Source organism: Bradyrhizobium betae (genome assembly GCF_008932115.1).
Lineage (GTDB): Bacteria > Pseudomonadota > Alphaproteobacteria > Rhizobiales > Xanthobacteraceae > Bradyrhizobium > Bradyrhizobium betae.
Genome location: NZ_CP044543.1, coordinates 3,423,094 through 3,444,135 on the forward strand (window position 1 = coordinate 3,423,094; position 21,042 = coordinate 3,444,135).

The 21,042-nt window shown below is 66.0% G+C and carries 17 protein-coding genes; 7 read left to right on the plus strand and 10 right to left on the minus strand.

The annotated features are described in order from the left end of the window. Positions 1-569 precede the first annotated feature (569 nt). The 6 genes from F8237_RS16375 (at position 570) to F8237_RS16400 (ending at position 7,423) form a co-directional block, all read left to right on the plus strand. Positions 570-1,130, plus strand: a complete 561-nt coding sequence (locus tag F8237_RS16375; RefSeq protein ID WP_151650569.1) for a F0F1 ATP synthase subunit delta — start codon at positions 570-572, stop codon at positions 1,128-1,130. After that, entirely contained in the window at positions 1,130-2,659 is a 1,530-nt protein-coding gene (gene atpA / locus F8237_RS16380; RefSeq protein ID WP_143842456.1) for a F0F1 ATP synthase subunit alpha, read from the plus strand. The genes F8237_RS16375 and atpA overlap by 1 nt, the downstream gene beginning before the upstream one ends. 173 nt (positions 2,660-2,832) lie before the next feature. Next, complete coding sequence (locus F8237_RS16385; protein ID WP_014439036.1) at positions 2,833-3,708, plus strand: F0F1 ATP synthase subunit gamma; 876 nt, start codon at positions 2,833-2,835, stop codon at positions 3,706-3,708. 51 nt (positions 3,709-3,759) lie between these two features. Next, positions 3,760-5,205, plus strand: a complete 1,446-nt coding sequence (gene atpD / locus F8237_RS16390) for a F0F1 ATP synthase subunit beta (protein ID WP_151646210.1) — start codon at positions 3,760-3,762, stop codon at positions 5,203-5,205. Positions 5,206-5,294: 89 nt separating this feature from the next. Continuing rightward, positions 5,295-5,702 carry a F0F1 ATP synthase subunit epsilon gene (locus F8237_RS16395; protein WP_151646212.1) on the plus strand — a complete coding sequence of 136 codons (408 nt, stop codon included), beginning with the start codon at positions 5,295-5,297 and terminating at the stop codon, positions 5,700-5,702. A 149-nt stretch (positions 5,703-5,851) separates the two neighbouring features. Beyond that, positions 5,852-7,423, plus strand: coding sequence for an adenylate/guanylate cyclase domain-containing protein (locus F8237_RS16400; RefSeq protein ID WP_151646214.1), 1,572 nt, complete (start codon positions 5,852-5,854; stop codon positions 7,421-7,423). A gap of 62 nt (positions 7,424-7,485) precedes the next feature. On the opposite strand, the gene F8237_RS16405 is transcribed toward F8237_RS16400, so the two are convergent. From F8237_RS16405 to F8237_RS16445, 9 genes are all read right to left on the minus strand, one after another. After that, complete coding sequence (locus F8237_RS16405) at positions 7,486-7,986, minus strand: RNA pyrophosphohydrolase (RefSeq protein ID WP_151646216.1); 501 nt, start codon at positions 7,984-7,986, stop codon at positions 7,486-7,488. A gap of 62 nt (positions 7,987-8,048) precedes the next feature. Next, the gene (locus F8237_RS16410) at positions 8,049-8,552 is read right to left on the minus strand and encodes an RNA pyrophosphohydrolase (protein WP_151646218.1); all 504 of its coding nucleotides are present in this window, start codon (positions 8,550-8,552) and stop codon (positions 8,049-8,051) included. Between the two features lie 74 nt (positions 8,553-8,626). Further along, a complete protein-coding gene (locus tag F8237_RS16415; protein WP_151646220.1) occupies positions 8,627-9,847 on the minus strand; it encodes a divergent polysaccharide deacetylase family protein in 1,221 nt (406 codons plus the stop codon). 145 nt (positions 9,848-9,992) lie between these two features. Next, positions 9,993-11,351 (minus strand): S41 family peptidase, encoded by a 1,359-nt coding sequence (locus F8237_RS16420; RefSeq protein ID WP_143842450.1) that lies wholly within the window; start codon positions 11,349-11,351, stop codon positions 9,993-9,995. Continuing rightward, positions 11,348-12,715 (minus strand): murein hydrolase activator EnvC family protein, encoded by a 1,368-nt coding sequence (locus F8237_RS16425; RefSeq protein WP_151646222.1) that lies wholly within the window; start codon positions 12,713-12,715, stop codon positions 11,348-11,350. The genes F8237_RS16420 and F8237_RS16425 overlap by 4 nt, the downstream gene beginning before the upstream one ends. 33 nt (positions 12,716-12,748) lie before the next feature. Further along, on the minus strand, positions 12,749-13,231 hold the full coding sequence (rlmH, locus tag F8237_RS16430) for a 23S rRNA (pseudouridine(1915)-N(3))-methyltransferase RlmH (RefSeq protein WP_151646224.1): 483 nt from the start codon (positions 13,229-13,231) through the stop codon (positions 12,749-12,751). 95 nt (positions 13,232-13,326) lie between these two features. After that, positions 13,327-13,698, minus strand: a complete 372-nt coding sequence (rsfS, locus tag F8237_RS16435; RefSeq protein WP_028139198.1) for a ribosome silencing factor — start codon at positions 13,696-13,698, stop codon at positions 13,327-13,329. Between the two features lie 220 nt (positions 13,699-13,918). After that, positions 13,919-14,563, minus strand: coding sequence for a nicotinate-nucleotide adenylyltransferase (locus tag F8237_RS16440; protein WP_162006075.1), 645 nt, complete (start codon positions 14,561-14,563; stop codon positions 13,919-13,921). A 22-nt stretch (positions 14,564-14,585) separates the two neighbouring features. Next, positions 14,586-15,893 (minus strand): glutamate-5-semialdehyde dehydrogenase, encoded by a 1,308-nt coding sequence (locus tag F8237_RS16445; protein WP_151646226.1) that lies wholly within the window; start codon positions 15,891-15,893, stop codon positions 14,586-14,588. Positions 15,894-16,215: 322 nt separating this feature from the next. Between F8237_RS16445 and F8237_RS16450 the strand changes: the two genes are divergently transcribed. Next, positions 16,216-19,827, plus strand: coding sequence for an autotransporter domain-containing protein (locus tag F8237_RS16450; RefSeq protein WP_151646228.1), 3,612 nt, complete (start codon positions 16,216-16,218; stop codon positions 19,825-19,827). 31 nt (positions 19,828-19,858) lie between these two features. On the opposite strand, the gene proB is transcribed toward F8237_RS16450, so the two are convergent. Further along, entirely contained in the window at positions 19,859-20,980 is a 1,122-nt protein-coding gene (gene proB / locus F8237_RS16455) for a glutamate 5-kinase (protein WP_151646230.1), read from the minus strand. Positions 20,981-21,042: the final 62 nt, after the last annotated feature.

Consider the following 21,042-nt stretch of genomic DNA (forward strand, 5'->3'; position numbering starts at 1 on the left):
CTGCTATGTGTCATCATGAAATATCTTGTGACCTGCGCCGATATTCAGGTGATATTCCGTAATATTTAACTTTAACGATTTCTTAACTAAGTAATTACTCATGAATACTGTAAAGCGAAGTCATCACACTCAGCGTTTAGAATTGGGTAAGTATTCGGCGGCCGGGGTGGTCAGCCGCGGTTTCACGCCTCAGCGATCCGTGTTCATGGCCGCTATGCGCTGAGGGCAGGAACGAATGGGCGTGATGCCGCCGTAAGGCTCAGGGCAATTCCGTGGCGCGGCAGGTCGGCGTCCAACTTGGTCCAGGTTGGTTCGAAGTCGGTCCAACTCGTGGTCCCAACATCGCGAGCTGCGACGAACTGGCGAAAGAACCTCGTGCCTTTAATTTGGCGTCATGTTGCACGTGCGCGCCTGCTATGTTAGCAAAGCCGCGATTTTAACGGACCCGGCACTTCCCGTGTCGGCCGAAAATCGAAGTCCCGCTTGAATTCCAAGGGCTTGGATCGCTAGGCGCCGCTTTGTGGCGACGGTTTTTCCCTTGCGAGTTTGACAGCAAAAAGAGCGCGTCTGTGGCTGCAGAAGATACGTCCGTTTCAGGTGTGTCGGGCCGTTATGCAACGGCCTTGTTTGAACTGGCCCGCGACCAGAAATTGGTCGACGAGGTCAAAGCCGATCTCGAGAGGTTCGAGGCTCTGCTGAACGAAAGCGCCGATCTGAAGCGCCTCGTCCGCAGTCCGGTATTCGCCGCCGAGACCCAGTCCAGGGCCCTTTCGGCCGTGCTGGACAAGGCCGGTATCGCCGGCATCTCCGCCAATTTCCTGAAAGTGCTGACCGCCAACCGCCGCCTGTTCGTGGTGACTGACGTCATCCGGGCCTACCGCGCCCTCGTCGCCAGGTTCAAGGGCGAGGCGACCGCGGACGTGACAGTGGCGGAAGCGCTCTCGGACAAGAATCTCGACGCCCTCAAGGTTGCCCTGAAGTCGGTGACCGGCAAGGACGTCGCGCTGAACGTGAATGTCGATCCCTCGATCATCGGTGGCCTCGTCGTGAAGCTTGGCAGCCGCATGATTGATAGTTCGCTTCGCACCAAACTCAATTCGATCAAGCACGCGATGAAAGAGGCAGGCTGATGGACATCCGCGCCGCGGAAATTTCCGCGATCCTCAAGGACCAGATCAAGAATTTCGGCCAGGAAGCTGAAGTCTCCGAAGTCGGACAGGTGCTGTCTGTCGGTGACGGCATCGCCCGCGTCTACGGTCTGGACAACGTCCAGGCCGGTGAAATGGTCGAGTTCGAGAACGGCACCCGCGGCATGGCGCTGAACCTCGAGACCGACAACGTCGGTATCGTTATTTTCGGTGCCGACCGCGAGATCAAGGAAGGCCAGACCGTCAAGCGCACCCGCGCCATCGTGGACGCGCCGGTCGGCAAGGGTCTGCTCGGCCGCGTCGTCGACGCGCTCGGCAACCCGATCGACGGCAAGGGCCCGATCCAGGCCGACAAGCGCATGCGCGTCGACGTCAAGGCGCCCGGCATCATCCCGCGCAAGTCGGTGAACGAGCCGATGGCGACCGGCCTCAAGGCGATCGACGCTCTGATCCCGATCGGCCGCGGCCAGCGCGAGCTGATCATCGGCGACCGCCAGACCGGCAAGACCGCGATCGCGCTCGACACCATCCTGAACCAGAAGCCGCTCAACGCGCAGCCGGACGAGAACATCAAGCTGTATTGCGTCTACGTCGCGGTCGGCCAGAAGCGTTCGACCGTCGCCCAGTTCGTGAAGGTGCTGGAAGAGCAGGGCGCGCTCGAGTACTCGATCATCGTCGCCGCCACCGCTTCGGATCCGGCGCCGATGCAGTACATCGCGCCCTTCACCGGCTGCACCATGGGCGAGTATTTCCGCGACAACGGCATGCACGCGGTCATCATCTATGACGATCTGTCCAAGCAGGCCGTCGCCTACCGCCAGATGTCGCTGCTGCTGCGCCGCCCGCCGGGCCGCGAAGCCTATCCGGGCGACGTGTTCTATCTGCATTCCCGCCTGCTCGAGCGCGCGGCGAAGCTTAACAAGGACCAGGGCTCGGGCTCGCTGACGGCGCTGCCGGTCATCGAAACCCAGGCCAACGACGTGTCGGCCTACATCCCGACCAACGTCATCTCGATCACCGACGGTCAGATCTTCCTGGAAACCGACCTGTTCTTCCAGGGCATCCGTCCCGCCGTGAACGTCGGTCTGTCGGTGTCGCGCGTCGGCTCGTCGGCGCAGACCAAGGCCACCAAGAAGGTCGCCGGAAAGATCAAGGGCGAGCTCGCGCAGTACCGCGAAATGGCGGCGTTCGCGCAGTTCGGCTCCGACCTCGACGCCTCGACCCAGCGCTTGCTGAACCGCGGTTCGCGCCTGACCGAGCTCCTGAAGCAGCCGCAGTTCGCGCCGCTGAAGATGGAAGAGCAGGTCTGCGTGATCTGGGCCGGCACCAACGGCTATCTCGATCCGCTTCCGGTCAGCAAGGTGCGCGCGTTCGAGGACGGTCTGCTCTCGCTGCTGCGCGGCAAGAACGTCGAGATCCTCAATTCGATCCGCGACACCCGCGACCTCACCGACGACACCGCTGCGAAGCTGAAGTCGGTGGTCGAAGGTTTTGCCAAGAGCTTTGCGTAAAGAGCTTTGCGTAAAGAGCTTCGCGTCACGGCGGGCATGGCCGGATCCGTCCGGCCGTGATCGCTTCGCGAGAGACGAGACAACAAGAAGCGTACCCGGCGCCCGGCCGGGCACCGCGATAGGGACAGGCTAGCGGTCCGACGCTTCAGTCGAACCGCCGGGGTGAACGAAGAATGGCGTCTCTTAAAGACATGCGCGTCCGCATCGCCTCCACCAAGGCGACGCAAAAGATCACCAAGGCGATGCAGATGGTTGCTGCGTCCCGGTTGCGCCGTGCCCAGCAGGCGGCAGAGGCGGCGCGGCCCTATGCCGACAAGATGGGCGCGGTGATCTCCAACATCGCCAGTGCTGCCGCGGGTTCGCCCGGCGCACCGGCGCTGCTCGCCGGTACCGGCAAGGACCAGGTCCACCTGCTGCTGGTCTGCACCGGCGAGCGCGGCCTGTCCGGCGCCTTCAACTCGTCGATCGTGCGTCTGGCGCGCGATCGCGCCCAGGCGCTGATGGCGCAGGGCAAGGAAGTGAAATTCTTCTGCGTCGGCCGCAAGGGCTACGAGCAGCTCCGCCGCCTGTTCGACAAGCAGATCGTCGAGCACCTCGACCTGCGCAGCGTTCGCCAGCTCGGCTTCGTCAACGCCGAGGACATCGCCAGGAAAGTGCTGGCCCGTTTCGACAACGGCGAGTTCGACGTCTGCACGCTGTTCTACGCGCAGTTCAAGTCGGTGATCGCCCAGGTCCCGACCGCGCAGCAGATCATTCCGCTGGCGGTGGAAGAAAAGGCGGCGAACGCGCCGGCGACCTCCTATGAATACGAGCCGGAGGAGGACGAACTCCTCTCCCGCCTGCTGCCGCGCAACATCGCGGTGCAGATCTTCCGCGCTCTGCTGGAAAACAATGCCTCGTTCTACGGCGCGCAGATGAGCTCGATGGACAACGCCACCCGCAACGCTGGCGAAATGATCCGCAAGCAAACCCAGATCTACAACCGAACCCGTCAAGCCCAGATCACCAAGGAGCTGATCGAGATCATCTCCGGCGCCGAGGCGGTCTGACGCACGAACTCACGACGGTCGTTCAAGTAAAGAATTTCGAAGGAGAGCTTCATGGCTACAGCAGCTAACCAGGTCGGTCGCGTCACCCAGGTGATGGGCGCGGTTGTCGACGTTCAGTTCGATGGCGGCCACCTCCCGGCCATTCTCAATTCGCTGGAAACCAGGAACGGTGATATCCGCCTGGTGCTTGAGGTCGCGCAGCATCTCGGTGAGTCCACCGTGCGCACGATCGCGATGGACGTGACCGAAGGTCTGGTGCGTGGCCAGCAAGTGACCGACACCGGTTCGCCGATCCGGGTTCCCGTCGGCGAAGGCACGCTCGGCCGCATCATCAACGTGATCGGCGAGCCGATCGACGAAGCCGGCCCGGTCAAGACCGAAGGTCTGCGCCCCATCCATCAGGAAGCGCCGAGCTACACCGACCAGTCGACCGAAGCTGAAATTCTCGTCACCGGCATCAAGGTCGTCGACCTGCTGGCTCCGTATGCGAAGGGCGGCAAGATCGGCCTGTTCGGCGGCGCCGGCGTCGGCAAGACCGTGCTGATTCAGGAGCTGATCAACAACGTCGCGAAGGCGCATGGTGGTTACTCCGTGTTCGCCGGCGTCGGCGAGCGTACCCGCGAGGGCAACGACCTCTATCACGAGTTCATCGAGTCCAAGGTCAACGCCGACCCGAAGAATCCGGATCCGAGCGTCAAGTCGAAGTGCGCGCTGGTGTTCGGCCAGATGAACGAGCCCCCGGGCGCCCGCGCCCGCGTCGCGCTCACCGGTCTGACCATCGCGGAAGACTTCCGCGACAAGGGCCAGGACGTGCTGTTCTTCGTCGACAACATCTTCCGCTTCACCCAGGCCGGTTCGGAAGTGTCGGCGCTCTTGGGTCGTATTCCTTCGGCGGTGGGTTATCAGCCGACGCTCGCGACCGACATGGGCGCGCTGCAGGAGCGCATCACCACCACGCAGAAGGGCTCGATCACCTCGGTGCAGGCCATCTACGTTCCGGCCGACGACTTGACCGACCCGGCGCCCGCGACCTCGTTCGCGCATTTGGACGCGACCACCACGCTGTCGCGCTCGATCGCCGAAAAGGGCATCTATCCGGCGGTGGACCCGCTCGACTCGACCTCGCGCATGCTCTCCCCGCTGGTCGTCGGCGAGGAGCACTACGCGGTCGCCCGTCAGGTCCAGCAGGTGCTGCAGCGCTACAAGGCGCTCCAGGACATCATCGCCATTCTCGGCATGGACGAGCTTTCGGAAGAGGACAAGCTGACCGTGGCCCGCGCCCGCAAGGTCGAGCGCTTCATGTCGCAGCCGTTCCACGTCGCCGAAATCTTCACGGGATCGCCGGGCAAGTTCGTCGACCTTGCCGACACCATCAAGGGCTTCAAGGGCCTGGTGGAAGGCAAGTACGATCACCTGCCGGAAGCCGCCTTCTACATGGTCGGCACCATCGAAGAGGCGGTCGAGAAGGGCAAGAAGCTGGCGGCCGAGGCCGCTTAAGGCGCGAATGGCGAATGGGGAGTAGCGAATAGTTTCGCTGCTCCTGTTCGCCACTCGCTATTCGCCATTCGCTATTCGCAAGGTTTCCCATGGCCACCTTCCACTTCGATCTCGTCTCGCCGGAAAAGCTCGCATTCTCGGGTGAGGTCGATCAGGTCGACATTCCCGGCGTCGAGGGTGATTTCGGCGTGCTGGCGGGACATGCGCCGGTCGTGGCTGCGATCCGCCCCGGCATTCTCACCGTCACCACCGGCGGCAAGCACGAGAAGATCATCGTCCTCGGCGGCATCGCCGAGGTCTCCGAAAAGGGCCTGACCGTGCTCGCCGACGTCGCGACGTCGATGGCCGAGCTCGACCGCGCCCAATTCGCCGCGACCGTCTCGGAGATGGAAGAGGGGCTGAAGGAGCACGAAGGCAACGAGCTCGACCAGGCCATCGCGCGGCTCGACCACTTCAAGAGCATCCAGCAGCAGCTCAACAGCACGGCTATGCATTAAGCCCCGGGGCACCGCTCCGGGGCTCAAGCTCAAATTCCTGAACAGGTTCAGCGCTCGTCACGGCCGTGGCGGGCGCTGAAACTTTGTTGCACCGCGCCGCCGATAGCGGCATTCTGCGCGCGCGGATTTGTTCCGGGGGCCGGTCGCAGATGAAACGCAAGATCGCGGCGATTTTCGCAGCCGATATTGCCGGTTACTCGAGACTGGTCGCGGAAGACGAAGAGGAGACGCTGCGGCGTCTGGCCTCCTATCGCGAGGTCGTCGACGATTTCATCGCCAAGGCCGGCGGACGCATCTTCAACACGGCGGGCGATGCCGTGCTCGCGGAATTTCCGAGCGCGGTCGACGCGGTGCGCTGCGCGATCGACATCCAGGAGTCGTTGCGAACCCGCAACATGGCTTATCCGCCGAGCCGGCAGATGTCGTTCCGCATCGGCATCACCATCGGCGACGTAGTCGAACGCGACGGCGACCTCTTGGGCGACGGCGTCAACATCGCAGCAAGGCTCGAAGGCCTCGCCGAGGTCGGCGGCATCTGCGTCTCCCGCGCCGTGCACGAGCAGGTCGCCAACAAGCTGTCGGTTCAGTTCGCCGATATCGGCGCGCAGGAGGTGAAGAACATCCCGACGCCGGTGCACGCCTACATGGTGGCGATGCGGCGCGAGGACGGCAGTTACGCGACGCCGCAGATCAAGAAGGTGGCGAAGGCCGCGCCCGCGCCGAACTGGATGTGGCCGCTGGTGGTCGGAATCGTCTCCATCGTCGCCATCGGCGTCGGCGGCTTCCTCTATTTCACCAAGCTCGAAACCACCAAGGCGCCTGCGATCGCGGCGACAAGTCCGGTGACAAGTCCGGCGTCAACCCCGGCGCCGACGGCTTCGCCGCCGGCCGCATCCGGCGGCAAATTCCCGGCCGAGATGGTGCCGTTCGTCGGCGAGCGCGTGCGCGGCTATCTCAGCGGCGAATATTCCGCCGCCGGTGATTACAAGGCCTTCGCGCTGAACGTCGGCGGCTTCACCGGCTCGGCGCTCAACCAGCCGAATGAGGAGGCCGCGCGCAACGCGGCGCTCGAACAGTGCCAGAAGCGCGCCGACGCCGCGCAATCGCCGCGGCGCTGCGAGCTCTATGCGGTCGGCAATGCGATCGTCTACACTCATGGCAAGCCGCCGATGCCGCCGCAGCCCTGGGTCCGCCACGACCCGATGACCGAGCGCGCGTTCGCGTCGAAAGATTTCCCGATGGTGCGGGATCCCGCAAAGGTCCGGCTCGAGAATATGTTCGCGCCGGCAGCGAAATCCCGGTCGGTCGCGCTCGGTCCGGGCGGTCAATATTTCATGGTGCTCGGCGCTTCGTCCGTCGACGAGTCGGCGCGGCGTGCGCTGGAATCGTGCGGCGCCATCGCCGGCGTCGCCTGCATGATCGTGGCGGTCGACGACAATTTCGTCGTGCCGATCCCGACCTTGCTCAAGATCACCGGTTTCTTCCACGCGGCGTCCAACGCGTCGATCCTCGCCGACCAGCGCGACGAGGTCGTGCGCAAGCTTGGTGAGGCCATGGGCTGGAACGCGGTCGCGGTCGGCACCGCGGGCCGTCCCGGCCTAGGCCTCAAAGCCGCGGACGAGCAGACCGCGGTCAATTCCGCGCTCTCCGACTGCGCCAAGCGCGACAGCGATTGCCACGTGATCGCGATCGGCCCGTTCACGGTGGGCCCGGTGAATTAGCCGAAAAAATCTCTAACGATTTCAACCCCCATCCTACTGTGCATGGGGTTGTTTTCGCAGCTTCAGGTTCCGAACGGCGCAAACTGCTGCGCCACCGCGCGGTAGACGTCGCGGCGGAACGGCACCACGAAATCGGTGACGCGGTCGAGGCGCTCCCAGCGCCATGCGTCGAATTCCGCGGGCTGGTCGTTGCGCGGCGTCAGCGGATCGATCTCGTCATCCTTGCCGGTGAAGCGTAGCGCGAACCACTTTTGGCGCTGGCCGCGGAACTTCGCCAGCCGGTGCGTTTGCGGTCCGTCATAGGGAGGGAATTCGTAGGTGAGCCAGTCGGTCTCGCCGAGAAAATCCGCGCTGACGACGCTGGTCTCTTCCCAGAGCTCGCGCATCGCGGCGTCACGCAGATTCTCGCCGTCATCGACCCCGCCCTGCGGCATCTGCCAGTCGAGGCCCGGCAGGATAATCTCGGGCCCGTCGCCCTTGAAGCGGTGCCCGATCAGAACGCGGCCATCGGCATTGAACAGGGCGATGCCCACATTGGGACGGTAGGGCTTTTCATTCGTCACGTGGGGATCTTCCGTGTCATTCCGGCGATGCATTAGCACCGAACCCGGAATGACAATTTGATTTATTCATCCGCCAGCGCGGAAAATTCCTTCACCACGCGCTCGTAGACCGGGCGCTTGAAGGGGATGATCAGCCCGGTCAAATTCTTCATCGGTTCCCAGCGCCAGCTCACGAACTCGGCCTTGTGGCCGCCGCCGGGGTGCTCGACGTTGATCTCGCTGTCCTCGCCGGTGAAGCGCACTGCGAACCATTTCTGGCGCTGGCCCCGGTAGCGGCCCTTCCAGGTGCGCCCCGCGACCGTGCGCGGAATGTCGTAAGTGAGCCAGTCCGGGACCTCGCCGAGCCGCTCGACCGAGCGCACGCTGGTCTCCTCATAGAGCTCGCGCCTGGCCGCGTCCCAGGTGTCCTCGCCGGGATCGACGCCGCCCTGCGGCATCTGCCAGACATGGCTGTCGTCGACATGCTCGATGCCGCCGGCGCGGCGGCCGATGAACACCAGTCCCTTCCGGTTGATCAGCATCACGCCGACGCAGGTCCGGTAGGGCAAATCCTCGTAACGCGCCATTCCGCCAGGCCTCTCGCGTGCTTTTGGCGGGCATGCCGGCCCCCGCGGGACCCGTGCCGTACCAATCCGTTGATTTAGCTGGATTTTGATTTCAGCATCGCGGTTGTCAATGGCACCAAAAGGATACCCCGGTCGCTCAATGTCTTGGTCCAGGCGCCGATGCGCTCGATCGAGACCGGCAGGGCCGAGGCGATGCCGACCGCCGTGCCACGCTCGCGCGCCAGCGATTCGAGCTTGTTCAGGGCGCGGTCGATCTCGGCCGGGGTCGGCACCACGTCGATCGCGATGTCGCCCTTGCCGAACGGCATCGCCGCGCTGGCAGCGGCCTGCGGCGCGATGCTGCGGGGCGAGGAGCCGTCGTCGAAGAAGCCGAGGCCGCGCTTGGCCGCCTCGCGGATGATCGGCTGCATCGCCGGCTCCGTCGCCACGAAGCGGGCGCCCATGAAATTGGTGAGGCCGGCATAGCCCTGCATGCGGCTGAGGTGCCAGTACAGGCGGTCCATGTTCTGGTCGGCGGTAAGCGAGGTCAGCAGCGTCTGCGGCCCCGGATCGTTGTCCGGGAAGTCGTAGGGCTCCATCGGGATCTGGAGGAAGATCTCGTGGCGCTGGGCGCGGGCCCGTTCGGCCAGCTTGCCGGGGTCGGCGCCGTAGGGCGTGAAGGCCAGCGTCACCGCCGGCGGCAGCCGCATGATCGCGTCGGTGGTCTTGGCGGCGCCGACGCCGAGGCCGCCGATCAGGATCGCGACCACGGGCATCTTGGCAGCCTTGGCGCGGTCGGCATCCGCGGCATAGACGTTGAACGGCTTCAGGTCTCCGGCCACCACCGGGATCATGCCGTAGCGTGACTTCTCCAGCAGTTTCGGGTCGATCCCGGCCATGACGGGCGGCGGCGCGTTCGCGGCGGCCGCTTCGCCCTTGTCCGCCGAGTCCCCGCCGCCGATCACCACGTCGTGGCGGGTACCGGTGGAACCGTCGATCATGGTGACGGTCTTCTGCTCGCCCGGCTGCTTCGGCGCTTCCTTGGCCTCGTGCTTGCCCTCTTGCTTGCTCTCCTGGCCATGGCCGGCGGCGGCGGGCTTCTCGTCGGCGGTCTTGGGCTGGATCGCGATCCGCGTCATCGGCTCGCCGCCGAGCGGATCCTTGTTGAAGATGGCAAAGCCGGCAAAGGCGGCCAGGAACAGGCCGAGCATGACAGCCAGCGCCTGCATGGCCGTGAACGGCAGCCGCAGCCGGCGCTTCCGGCGCGGCTTGTCCTGTCCGAGCGGGGCGCTCAGATCATCGGCCGTTTCAGTCATGCGAGATCCCGAATCACTCCCGCCGACGATACCACGCCGAGGTCAAGCGGCGGCAGGCCGGGATGCGCCGGGGATTGCGGCGGGCCAAGCAAAAAGGGCGGCTCCGGGAGCCGCCCTTTGACTTGGATCGCGTGATGCGCCCGACTTAGTTCGCCGCTTTGGGCTTGTCGGTGGTCGCGCCCTTGTTGTCGCCCGGCGTGGGCGCCGCGGAGGCGCTGTTCTTGATGCCGTGGAGCAGGTCGCCGGCGAGCTTGAGCGCCTTGTCGTCCTTGGCGTCCGGCGGAACATAGGACTGCGAGCCGGTCTTCTCGTCGCCGTCGTTCTTCAGATGGCCGCGCAGCGAAGCCTCGCCCTTGGTGTCGGTGCGCGACTTCAACTCGTCCGGCACGTCCTGCAGCACTTCGATGTCGGGCACGATGCCCTTGGCCTGGATCGACTTGCCCGACGGCGTGTAATAGCGCGCCGTGGTCAGACGCAGCGCGCCATTGCCCGAACCGAGCGGGATGATGGTCTGCACCGAGCCCTTGCCGAACGAGCGCGTGCCGACGATGGTCGCGCGCTTGTGGTCCTGCAGCGCGCCGGCGACGATTTCCGACGCCGAGGCCGAGCCGCCATTGACCAGCACGATGACCGGCTTGCCCTTGGTCAGATCGCCCGCATGCGCGGTGCGACGCTGGGTCTCCTCGGCATTGCGGCCGCGCGTCGAGACGATCTCGCCCTTCTCGAGGAACGAGTCGGAGACGGTGACCGCTTCCTCGAGCAGGCCGCCCGGGTTGTTGCGGAGGTCGATGATGTAGCCCTTGAGCTTGTCGCCGATCTGATTCGAGAGGTTGGCGACCTCGCGCTTCAGGCCTTCGGTGGTCTGCTCGTTGAAGGTCGTGATGCGGATATAGGCGATGTCGTCGGTCTCGACGCGCGCGCGCACCGAGCGGACGCGGATGTTGTCGCGCACCAGCGTGACGTCGATCGGATTGTCCTGGCCCTTGCGGATGATCTTCAGCTTGATCTTGGTGTTGACCGGACCGCGCATCTTCTCGACGGCCTGGTTCAGGGTCAGGCCCTGCACCGCTTCCTCGTCGAGATTGGTGATGATGTCGTTGGCCATGACGCCGGCGCGCGAGGCCGGCGTGTCGTCGATCGGCGAGACCACCTTGATCAGGCCGTCCTCCATCGTCACCTCGATGCCGAGGCCGCCGAACTCACCGCGGGTCTGCACCTGCATGTCGCGGAAGCTCTTGGCGTCCATGTAGCTCGAATGCGGATCGAGGCCTGTGAGCATGCCGCTGATGGCGGATTCGATCAGTTTGGTGTCGTCGGGCTTTTCGACATAGTCCGAGCGCACGCGCTCGAAGACGTCGCCGAAAAGGTTGAGCTGGCGATAGGTGTCCGCGGTGGCGGCCCGTGCGCTCGAGCCCATGAAGACCGCGCGCGGCTGGGTCACGAACAGCGTCAGCGCCGCACCCGTGGCCGCGCTGAGGAGGATAACTGAAGTCTTGCGCATCATCCGCGAACCTTCTCGCCTTCATTTGCGGCCCACCATGGGCCTGGATCGATTGGAGTGCCGTCCTTACGGAACTCGACATACAGCACAGGTTGACTCGCGTTCGTGGCGAGAATGGAGGCGACTTGAGAGGTCGACCCCATGGTCGCGACCGGCTCCCCCGTGAGCACAAACTGTCCGATGTTGACCGAAATGCGCTCCATCCCGGCGATGAGGACATGATACCCGCCCCCGGCATTGAGGATCAAGAGTTGTCCATAGCTGCGGAACGGACCGGCATAGACCACCCAGCCATCACACGGCGTCGTGATCTGGGAGCCGGGCTTGGTGGCCAGCGAAATGCCCTTCTGGACCCCGCCGACCCCGTCGGAACCGCCAAAATCCCTGATCTTGTTACCGTTAACCGGGAGCGGCAGCAGGCCCTTGGCCGAGGCGAAGGCGATGGCCGGGGTGGTCCGGGACCGGTCCTTGAAAGCGCCGGGGCCGGGCTTGGCGCTGGCGGACGCGTTTGCAGCCGCCTTGGCCTCGGCCTGCCTTGCGGCCTCGGCCGCCTTCTCAGCGGCCTTGGCTGCGCTCTGCAGATCCTGCTCCATCTTGGCGATCAGCCCCTGGAGATCGCCGACCTGCCTTGACAGCGCGATCGCGCGCGAACTTTCGGCGCTGAGGTCCTTTTCCCGCGACGCCTGCTGGCGCTGCCGCTCGTCGACGAGGGCCGCAAGCCGGGTCTGGTCGTTGCGAATCCTGTCGCGGTCGGTGGCGAGCTGGTCGCGCTCGGCGGCGATGTTCCTGCGCAAGGCGACGAGCTCGCCAAGCTCGCCCGCGATCTTCTCCGCGCGGCCGCGCAGTTCCGGCACCACCGCGCCGAGCAGCATGGCGGTGCGCAGCGATTGCAGCGCGTCCTCGGGCCGCACCAGCAGCGCCGGCGGCGTCCGCCGTCCGGCGCGCTGCAGGGCCGCCAGCACCTCGACGATGTCGGCGCGGCGCGAATCGAGCGAGGTGCGCATCTGCTGCTCGCGGCCGTTCAGCGACCGCAGCCGCGCTTCGGCTTCGTCGATCTTGGTCTCGACGGTGCGCACATTGGCGGCGGTGTCGATCAATTGCTGATTGAGTTGGGTGCGATCCTGGCCGAGCGAGACGATCTCGGCCTTGAGCTTGGCCTGCGCCTCTTCCGCGCTCTTCTGCCTGGCGCGCGCGGCTTCCAGCTCCTGCTCGCGCTGCTTGACCGCATCGGGCGAGACGGCCGCGGCCTGTTGTGCCGGCGTTGTCGTCTGAGCTTGCGCGAGGCTTGCGCCCAGCACATTTGCGCCCAACACGCTTGCGCTAGAGACGCTTGCGATCAGCAGCAGGTTGATGACGGGCGCTCGCATCGCTTTAAGCAAAGGTGCTCGTTGTGGCGCGCATCACGCGCGGTGATAGGGGTGGCCGGCCAGAATGGTGGCGGCCCGATAAAGCTGTTCCAGAAGCATGACGCGGACCATTTGATGCGGCCAGGTCGCCGAGCCGAACGCAATCGCGAGCTTGGCCTTACGGCGCAATTCGGGCGAAAGTCCGTCCGCCCCTCCGATCACGAAGATAGTATGACCGGCCCCCTCGTCGCGCCAGCGCCCGAGATTCCGTGCGAATACGGTGGAATCGAGATTCTGGCCGCGCTCGTCCAGCGCCACCAGGATCGACTTGTCCGGAATATGCGCGGAGATCGCAGCGGCTTCTTCGGCCATCCGGGTCGCGGTGTCGCGCGCGCGGCTCTCGGGAATTTCGTGGATGGCGAGCTCGCGGAATCCGAGCTTGCGGCCGGCCTCGTCGAACCGCTCGAAATAGCGGTCGGCAAGCTCCCGTTCGGGGCCCTGCTTCAGCCGGCCCACCGCAATGACTGCAACGCGCATGATGTTTTCAGGGTCGTGTTTTCAAGACCGCGCGCAGGTTGCGCGCGCACGACGCTAGCATGCGCGTCAGCCGATTCGAAATCGGCCTGTGGCCTCTAGATCGCCTTCGCCGCGATCGCTTTCGCCGCCCCTGGGCCCTGCGTGTACAATCGCTCGAGATTGTAGAACTCGCGGACCTCGGGTCTGAACACGTGCACGATCACATCGCCGGAATCGATCAGCACCCAGTCGCAATTGGGCAAGCCCTCGACGTGGATGTTCTTGATGCCGTTTTCCTTGAGGCCCTTGGCGACGTTTTCCGCGATCGCGCCAACGTGCCGGTTCACCCGGCCGGTGGTGACGATCATGTAGTCCGAGTACGCCGATTTGCCGCGAAGGTCGATGGTGACCGTCTCTTCCGCCTTCATGTCGTCGAGGCGGGAGAGGATCAGGCTCAGCGTCTTGTCGGCGTCGGGTTGCGCCTTCAAGGCCGCAGCTTTGGTCGATGTTTTACGCGCCGGTTTTGCGTTGGGTAAAACAGACTTCGTCGAAGCTGTCTTGGACAATACAGATGTGGTCAGGGACCATTCCTTTCACTGTATCGCGAACGCCGAATCCAGCGTCCACTGGTTACACTACATCATGTGGGGTTAAGGGTTTCAATATGCCAGAGAGCCCGAATTCCACACGCCGTCCGCATAGTCTGACTCACTTCGTACCTTTCCAGCTCCCGTCCGGGTTCCGTAAGCCCGTCGAGGAGAGATTCAGCTTCAATCCGGTCAGGAAAACCCAGGCCGGTGCCGGCTGATCCGCAAGCATTGCTGCCTTATTCTCGGGCAGGCGATAGCGCGCGAGCGCCTTGGCGGCGGGAGAGGCAAGGGCACGAAAACTCTGCGGAGGGCGATCGATGACCGCAATCGGCACCTGGCCGGCGATGCGGCGCCAGTCCTGCCAACGATGGAATTGAGCGAGATTGTCGGCGCCCATGATCCAGACAAAGCGCAGGCCGCGGAGGCGGCGGCGCAGGGTGTTGATCGTATCGATAGTGTAGCGGGTACGGATGACGGATTCGAGACAGCTCACCTCGATCCTGGGGTCGTTGGCGACCTCGCGCGCAGCCTGCATCCGCTCGCCGAGTTCATGCAGCGTACCGTTCTCTTTCAGCGGATTGCCCGGCGTCACCAGCCACCACACGCGATCGAGTTGCAATCGCTTGAGCGCGAACTGGCTGATGGCGCGATGGGCCTGGTGCGGCGGGTTGAACGAGCCGCCGAGCAGGCCGATGCGCATGCCCTCCGTATAGGGCGGGATCGCTTGCGCCGGGAAACGCGGCACGACGAAATTGTTACTCAAGGCCCGCGCCCCACGACGTTGTTTACGGCCGCGTCTGCCCGGTGCCGTGAACGCGATACTTGAAGCTGGTCAATTGTTCGGCGCCGACCGGACCCCGTGCGTGGAAGCGGCCGGTGGCGATGCCGATCTCGGCGCCGAAGCCGAACTCGCCGCCGTCGGCGAACTGCGTCGATGCATTGTGCAGCACGATCGCGGAATCGACTTCGCTGAGGAATTTCTTCGCGGCGGCCTCGTCCGCGCTCACGATCGCATCGGTGTGATGCGAGCCGTGGGTCTGGATGTGCGCGATCGCGCCGTCGACGCCGTCGACCACCTTCGCTGCGATGATCGCGTCGAGATATTCGGTGTCCCAATCGTCTTCGTTCGCGGGCTTGACGCGGCTGTCGACCTTCTGCACGGCGTCGTCGCCGCGCACCTCGCAGCCGGCCTCGATCAGCATCTCGACCAGCGGCTTCAGGTTCTTGCCGGCAGCGGCGCGATCGACCAGCAGCGTCTCAGCCGCACCGCAGACGCCGGTGCGGCGCATCTTGGCGTTGAGCACGATCGACTTCGCCATGGCGAGATCGGCGCCGGCATCGACATAGACGTGGTTGACGCCTTCGAGATGCGCGAACACCGGCACGCGTGCCTCGGCCTCGACGCGCGCGACGAGGCTCTTGCCGCCGCGCGGCACGATGACGTCGACGGCGCCGTTCAGGCCTGACAGCATCATGCCGACCGCCGCGCGGTCGCGGGTCGGCACCAGCGTGATCGCGGCTTCGGGCAGGCCGGCTTCGCGCAGGCCCTGCACCAGGCATTCATGGATGGCGCGGCAGGAGCGGAAACTGTCGGAGCCGCCGCGCAGAATCACGGCATTGCCGGATTTCAGGCACAGCACGCCGGCATCGGCGGCAACGTTCGGCCGGCTCTCGAAAATCACGCCGACGACGCCGAGCGGCACGCGTACGCGCTCGATGGTCATCCCGTTCGGCCGCTGCCAGCTCTCGGTGACGATGCCGACGGGATCGGCAATGCCGCGCACGATGCCGATTCCCTCGGCCATCGCTTCGACCCGCGCCGGCGTCAGTGTCAGGCGATCGATGAAGGACGTCGTCATGTTGCTCGACGCGCGGGCCTCCGCGACGTCCTCGGCATTGGCGGCGAGAATCGCTGCAGAGCTCGCGCGGATCGCCCGCTCCATGGCTTCCAGCGCCCGGTTCTTCTGCTCCGGCGGCGCCAGCGCCAGCACGCGCGCGGCGGCGCGGGCACGGGTGCCGAGATCGGTCATCAGCGCCAGGAGATCGCTGGTACGATCGGCGTTGCCATCGACGGCTTTGAGGTGGGCGGCCATAGGAATTTCAACCTTCTGCTAAGGCAGTGTCCTAGCACGGAAATCCCGGGTTTGGCGAGGCTGGGAATCACCCCTGCAGGGGCCGCAAGGCCTCGATCGGGGCTTTGGGTCGCCGGCATCAGGCTCGGTCGGCCGCCAAAGCGAGGCGGGCGGAGCCGGGCGGCTCTGTGCTCCGCGTGCACCAGCATGGAGGAAATCATCGCGTGAGACGCTGAGCGCATTGCCCGCATGGACAACCTGTTACCCCTCGGCGGCGTCTTGCGACGTCGCGTGCCCGACTTGCTGGCAGGCGCTGCAATGCTTCTGCTTGAGGGTCGCGACATTGAGGCCTACCGGACTGCCGCTGCGCTTCGCGCTGCTCGCCACCACGCTCGGTCTCGCCTGCCAGGCAAACGCAGCCACGCTGTTGGTGACGAGCACGGCCGATAGCGGCGCCGGGAGCCTGCGGGCGGCGATTACCAGCGCTGGCAATGGCGACATCATCATGTTCCAGACCGGCGGCACCATCACGCTTGCGAGCGAGCTGCCTGTCATCGCCAGGAATCTGACCATCGACGGCAACGGCAACAACCCCGTCATCAGCGGCGGCGGGATCTATCGTCCATTCTTCATCGGCGATGCCGGGACGACCGGCTCGACCTATTCGGTCACGATCGCGAATCTTTCCATCGCCAACGCGGCGGCGCAGGGCGGCCTCGGCAATGACGGCGGGGGCGGCGGCGCCGGTCTCGGCGGCGCGGTGTTCGTCTCGAGCAACGGTGCGCTGACGCTCAGCAATGTGGGCCTGAGCAACAACCAGGCGAGCGGGGGTGCGGGCGGCGCCTTCACCAACAACCTCGCCGGTGGTGGTGGCGGCATGGGAGGAAATGGCGGAAGCAGCCCAAGCTCCGCGGGCAATGGCGGTGGCGGGCTGGCCGTAGGCAGCAACAGCGTGAGCGGTCTTGGGACCAACGGTGGCGGCGCCAACGGCGGTATCGGCACAGCCCCCAGCGGCGGCACCGGGGCCAACGGAGGGTTCGGTGGCGGCGGCGGCGGTAGCGAGAACAGTCTTACGTCAAGCAACGCGCAGGGTGGCAACGGAGGGTTCGGCGGTGGTGGTGGCGGCGGCGCCAACTTCCTCATTGGTCAAGGTATCGGCGGCGCAGGCGGGTATGGTGGCGGCGGCGGCGGCGCATTCAGCGGAACCAGCGCCGCCGGTGGCAATGGCGGTTTCGGTGGCGGCGGCGCCGCCGCTTACTCGACGACGCGCACCGGCGGTGCCGGTGGCTTCGGCGCTGGGGCCGCGAATGTCAGCCTGCTCGTCGCGGGCGGTGCGGGCGGCGGCGGCGGGCTCGGCGCCGGTGGCGCGGTCTATGTCCAGGCGGGCGGCACCGTCACGGTCACCGGTTCGTTGACCGTCAATGGCAACGGCGTTGCCGGCGGTGGTGGTGGCGGCGGCTACGGCGATCCCGGCAGCGCCTTCGGCTCCGGCATCTTCTTCCAGGGCACCGGCGGCACCCCGACCACACTCGCCTTTGGCGCCGGCAGCCAGTCGATTGCGAACGGAATTGCCGACTACATCGGCTCGGGCGGCACCAATCCCGGCGGCGGCACCAACGCCGCGGACCAGGGCGGCAGCGTCGCGCTCACCAAGAGCGGCGGCGGCACTCTCATCCTTGCCGGTCCCAACACCTATAGCGGTGGCACCACCATCAACGAGGGCACGACGCTCGTCGTCGGCAATTCCGGCGCGCTCGGCAGCGGCGCGCTGACGCTCAACGGCGGCGTCACCGGCGTCACCGTGAACTTCAACGGCAGCTTCACTATCGCCAACGACATCATGGCAACAGGCGATCCGACCTACAACGTTCTCACCGGCAACACCGCCAACCTGAGCGGCGTGCTGTCGGGGTCGGGCGATGTCGTCGTCAACAACCAGAGCGGCTATGCCGGAACGCTCGTTCTCTCGGGCCTGAACAGCTATACCGGCCCGACAATGGTCGAAGCCGGCATGCTGCAGGCCGGCTCGACCAGCGCCTTCGGCAACAATTCCGCAATGACGGTCTTGGGCGGCGCGGTGCTCGACCTCGGCGGATTTTCCAACGCCGTGGGATCGCTGGCCGGCGCCGGCACCGTGACCAACAGCGGCGGCGCTGCCGTCCTGACTGCCGGCGGGGACAACAGCTCGACGGTGTTCTCCGGCACGATCCAGGACGGCACGGGAGCGATGGCGCTGACCAAGACCGGCAGCGGCCTGCTGGTGCTCACCGGTGTCAACACCTACAGCGGGGCCACCGCTGTCGGCGGCGGCGAGCTGCGGGTGAATGGCTCGATTGCGTCGTCGAGCCTGACTACGGTCGGCAGCGGTGCCATCCTCAGCGGCAGCGGCACGCTCGGCAATACGCTGATCCAGGGCGGCGCGCTCTTCGCGCCCGGCTCGGGGACGCCGGGCAGCGCAACGACGATCGTCGGCAATCTCGCCTTCCAGTCGGGAGCGGTCTATCTGGTGCAACTCAATCCGGCCGCTACGACCGGCGCCATCGTCACCGGCGCTGCGACGCTCGCGGGCAGCGTGACCGCAGCGTTTGCGTCCGGAACGTATCTCACCCGCAGCTATTCGATCCTGCATGCTGGGTCGATCAGCGGCAATTTTACCGCCTTCTCCACTGTCGCCCTGCCGGCCGGATTCAGCGCCGGCTTGCGGACCACGGCAACCGACGTGCTGATCGACCTGACGGCGCAGCTCGGTGCGCTCTCCCCCGGCGGGTTGAACCGCAATCAGCGAAACGTCGCCGATGCGCTCAACGGTTTCTTCAACGGCGGCGGAACGCTGCCGCCCGGCTTCGTCGCACTGTTCGGGCTGACCGGCACGCCGCTGGCGGGCGGGCTGACCCAGCTCTCCGGCGAAACCGCGGCCGGCGCGCAGCAGGCGACCTTCGATGCCATGGACCAGTTTCTCGGCGTGCTCACCGATCCCTTTGTCGACGGGCGCGGTTCGCGCGGCGCGGACGCCGATGGTGCGATGGGCTATGCCGCCGCTTCTGGCAAGCGCCGCGGCGCCGAGCGCGAGGCCTACGGCATGATGACCAAGGCGCCGTCGCGCGCGAGCTTCGATTCACGCTGGAGCGTTTGGGCCGCGGGCTTTGGCGGGTCGCAGACGACCGACGGCAATGCGGTGACCGGCTCCAATACCGCCACCAGTCGCATGGCCGGCACAGCCGTCGGTGCGGATGTGTGGCTGTCGCCGCGCACGGTCGCCGGTTTCGCGCTGGCCGGCGGCGGAACGAGCTTCAACGTCGCCGCTGGCGGCAGCGGTCGCTCCGACCTGTTCCAGGCCGGCGCTTTCGTGCGGCATACCGCCGGGTCGGCCTATGTCACCGCGGCGCTCGCCTATGGCTGGCAGGACGTCACCACCGACCGCACCGTTACCGTGGGCGGCAGCGAGCGGCTGCGGGCACAATTCGATTCCAATGCCTTTTCCGCACGCGCCGAGGCCGGCTACCGTTTCGCGACGCGATGGCTCGGCGTCACGCCTTATGCCGCGGCACAGGTGACCGCGTTCGATCTGCCCGTCTATGCTGAGCAGGCGTTGGCCGGCTCCGGCACCTTTGCATTGAGCTACGCGGCGGAGACGGCGACTGCGACGCGCAGCGAGATCGGCCTGCGTACCGACAAGTCGCTCCTGATCGATCAGGCGGTGCTGACCGTCCGCGGCCGAGCGGCGTGGGCGCACGAATACGGCGTCGATCGCAGCATCGTCGCGACCTTCCAGACCTTGCCCGGCGCAAGCTTCGTCGTCGGCGGCGCATCGCCCGGTCCCGACGCCGCGCTGACCAGCGCCTCCGCCGAGATCGCGTGGCGCAATGGTGTCTCGATCTCGGCGTCGTTCGAAGGGGCGTTCTCGGACGTCGTCAGCAGCTACGCCGGCAAAGGCAGCGTCCGCTATGCGTGGTAAGCCATGATCGTCAGATGGGATCGGTCGGGTTCTACCCGCCCATCACCAGATCGTCGCGGTGGATCATCTCCGAGCGGCCGCTGATGCCGAGGATCGCCATCACGTCCGGGGAGGAGCGGCCCTTGATCCGCTCGGCATCGTCGGCGTCGTAGGCGATCAGGCCGCGGCCGACCTCGCTGGTGTCGGGGCCGCGCACGATCACGGCGTCGCCGCGGGCGAACTGGCCCTCGACCTTGATCACGCCGGCCGGCAGCAGGCTGGCGCCGGCCCGCAGGGCCGCGACCGCGCCGGCGTCGATGGTCAGCGTGCCCTTCGGCTCCAGCGAGCCCGCGATCCAGCGCTTTCGCGAGGTGACGGGATTGGCCGGCGTCAGGAACCAGGTGCAGCGGCCGCCATCGGCGATCGCCTGCAGGGGATGCTCGATCTTGCCGGAGGCGATCAGCATATGCGTGCCGCCCGTGGTGGCGATCTTGGCCGCCTCGACCTTGGTGCGCATGCCGCCGCGCGACAGCTCGGACTCGGCGTCGCCTGCTACCGCCTCGATCTCTGAGGAGATACTCTCGACCACCGGAATGAGTTTTGCGTTCGGATTGTTCTTCGGCGGCGCGTCGTAGAGCCCGTCGATGTCGGACAGCAGCACCAGCAGGTCCGCGCTGGCCATGGTGGCGACGCGCGCGGCGAGGCGGTCGTTGTCGCCGTAGCGGATCTCGTTGGTGGCGACCGTGTCGTTCTCGTTGATCACGGGGATCGCGCGCCACTCCAGCAGCTTGCCGATGGTGGAGCGGGCATTGAGATAGCGGCGGCGCTCCTCGGTATCCTGGAGCGTGACCAGGATCTGGCCGGCGCCGATGCCATGCGCGCCCAGCACCTCCGACCATATCCGCGCCAGCGCGATCTGGCCGACGGCGGCGGCGGCCTGGCTCTCCTCCAGCTTCAGCGGGCCGCGCGGCAGCTTGAGCCGGCTGCGGCCGAGCGCGATCGAACCGGAGGAGACGACGAGCACGTCGCGGCCCTCGCGGTGCAGCTTGGCCATGTCGTCGGCGAGTGCGGCGAGCCAGGACGCCCGCACCTCGCCCTTGTCGGAATCGACCAGCAGTGCGGAGCCGACCTTGACGACGATGCGGCGGAATTGGCTGAGTTCGGGGCTGGTCATGGCTGTATGTGTTGGCGCGTGTGACGAATGGCTCTGCACGGAAAGCGGCGGAGCGACAGGCG